Here is a 2,523-nt window from a genome sequence, read left to right as displayed (position 1 = left end):
GGGAGGACTCGGCGTTCCCGGCGGGCTGGCTGTATGACCGTCTGCGCGCCCGTTTCGGCAGCGAATGCGTTTTCAAGGACGTCGACTCCATCGACCCTGGCGACGACTTTCTCCGGGTCATCGAGGACGCAGTTGGCTCCTGCCAGGTGTTGCTCGCCCTCATCGGTGACCACTGGCTTGACATCACCGACCCGACCGGCCATCGGCGGCTCGACGACCCCAACGACTTCGTGCGCCTTGAGATCGAGGCCGCGCTGCGCCGCGATGTGCGGGTTATCCCACTCCTCGTCGGTCGAGCACCCTTGCCGAGCAGTGAGCAGTGAGGATGTCCCGAGTTCCGTGGAACTTCGGCGGCGGCCCGGTGAGCATCAGGCTGCGCTCACCTGCTCATCATGCATGACGGGTACGACGTTTTCGGTGATGTGGCGTTCGAGTGCGGTCCGCAGCGCCGGTAGGTGCAGGTGGCCGTTGACGCGGCGGAATTGCTTGCCGGCCTCGACCATCCCGGCCGCGCACCAACGCAGCGCCATCTGCCCGTCGCGCCAGCGTTTGACGTTGCCCGCGTGTTCGCGGCACACCGAGATCATCGACTCGATGCAGTTCGTCGATCTCAACGTGCGCGCCAGCGTGGGTGGCACGCCCAGGCGCAGCACGGTGAGCGTCTGGTCGAGGCCTTCGCGCAGGCTGGCCGCCGCCCCGGGGTGAGTGCGGTCGAGTTCCTTCGCCAACGCCAGCAGCGCCGCTTCGGCCTCAACAGCCGAGTCGGCGTGGAAGGCGTCCGTCATCCTGCGACCCACACTGCTGCGAAGACGTTGCGGCAGATGATCTTTCACGTTCCGAACCTTGTGGAGCTGACAACGTTGAATCACCGGATGATCGAGCACGTCGATGACCGCCTTGCGAAGAGCCTTGGACCCGTCGATGCCGACCAGCATCGGGCGGGTGACATCCAGGCTGCGCTCGCGCAAGTCCACCAGCAGCTCGGTGACCAGGGTGGCGTTCTCCGTGGATCCCTCCACCAACGCCAACGGGTGCTTGACACCGTCGATGCCGATCCCGAGGGCCACGATGCAGCACGACTCGGCGAAGTGCACCCCGTCGATCATCAACGCGACCAGATCCAGCCCGGACAGATCTGCGGCGAGCAGCTCGGCCAGCGCCGTCTCGGTCATCGCCACGAACCTGCGTGAGACCGCCGACTTGCTTGTCGCCGAGGACTTTCCGGTGATCTGCGCCCCGACTGGTTCCAGGCCCACCGGATAGCGACGGGTGGACAGCCCAGCGAGCATCTTCTCCATCGCCATCTTGCCCAGGATCTCCGTCGAGGTGAACAGTTCATAGGACGGGATCGGCAGTTCACCCGTGCCGTCAGCGGCGCGCACCCGCGGGCGGGTCACCGGCACCCGGCGCCCACCCAAGCTCACCGAGCCGTGTTCGCGGCCGTGGCGCACCGCGATCCGGCCCTGGTCGTGCTTGCCCTTGGGTCCGGCCAGCGCGGTGACGTCGGCGTCCATCAGTGTCTGCATGACCTGCAGACCGGCACCCACGGCCAGGGCTAGCAGGCCCTCGCCCACGTGCTCGGCGATCTCGGCCATCGCCACACTGACATGCTCGGGAAAAGCGAGCGTCGTCGCATCCACGGGCTGATTCTGGCTACTCTTCTTCACAGTGGTGGTCCCCTTCTGATGGTGTTCTTGGCGGAACGCCCGACACCTACCACACGGCAGGTCTCAAGCGGGGGACCGCCACCTCAAGTTCTACGAGACCCGGGACAACCTCGCCGCCCCGGCCGCCCAGGCCTTTTCCCGGGCATGAGCGCGGGCAGCCCGGATACCGGGCAGATGCTTGGCGTCAATCCGCGCATCGACGAGGCGCCACATCGTGGTCGTCGACGCCGCAGCACCGAAGACATGTTCACGGTCACCGCAGCGCTGCCCGACCCCGTCGATGCAGTCCGCCCCGCCGGCGACCGCGGCGGCCAGATCGGCGAACACCGCACCCGGCGCATAGGTCCACGGGCCCCGATACGTGTCCGCCAATGCGGCCGTGACCTGCGCTGAGAGCCCGGTCAGCCCCGCCACCTCCTGCAGGATCCCCACCCCGGCGTGCGACACGACACCATGGCCGTCCGCGGACACTTTCACCCGGGCAACCGCTGCGCTATTGTTCACCTGCGAAGTGCCTTTCCGATAGGCGCTGTGGAATCCTCAACAAATCCCACTATGCCTTGCAGGACAGGCACTTTCGCGCATTAACACACACCACCAACGACATATGCGCGAGAAATCCAGGCTAAATGCGCTCATCAACGCCGTCGGTCCGAGCACTCGGGGCACATTCGAAGATCTCACCGACGCGCGGTGGCGGGAGGCCTTCGACGATGGCGTGATGGGCATGGTGCATTGCGTGCGATCGGCTCTTCCGATGCTTCGGAAGGCTGGATGGGCGCGGATCGTCAACTTCTCCGCCCATTCGACGCAACGTCAGACCGTCATTCTGCCGGCGTACACCGCCGCGAAGGCC

At 66.2% G+C, this 2,523-nt stretch carries 2 protein-coding genes and 2 pseudogenes; 2 read left to right on the top strand and 2 right to left on the bottom strand.

The window, feature by feature from the left end; genetic code table 11:
* Positions 1 to 323, top strand: a 323-nt coding sequence (locus VFW69_RS07950; protein WP_526499903.1) for a TIR domain-containing protein, incomplete at its 5' end; no start/stop codon positions are given.
* A gap of 45 nt (positions 324 to 368) precedes the next feature.
* Here the strand turns inward: VFW69_RS07950 and VFW69_RS07945 are convergent.
* The gene (locus tag VFW69_RS07945) at positions 369 to 1,595 is read right to left on the bottom strand and encodes an IS256 family transposase (RefSeq protein WP_526499905.1); all 1,227 of its coding nucleotides are present in this window, start codon (positions 1,593 to 1,595) and stop codon (positions 369 to 371) included.
* 183 nt (positions 1,596 to 1,778) lie between these two features.
* A pseudogene (locus VFW69_RS07940) lies at positions 1,779 to 2,171 on the bottom strand (IS1380 family transposase); the annotation flags it as partial.
* Between the two features lie 106 nt (positions 2,172 to 2,277).
* On the opposite strand from VFW69_RS07940, the pseudogene VFW69_RS07935 reads away from it, so the two are divergent.
* Positions 2,278 to 2,523: pseudogene (locus VFW69_RS07935) on the top strand (SDR family NAD(P)-dependent oxidoreductase); the annotation flags it as partial.

This window comes from Mycobacterium sp., assembly GCF_036273375.1.
Taxonomy (GTDB): Bacteria; Actinomycetota; Actinomycetes; order Mycobacteriales; family Mycobacteriaceae; genus Mycobacterium.
Note: the sequence above shows the minus strand (reverse complement) of the source record. Positions and strands in the feature narration are given on the sequence as shown.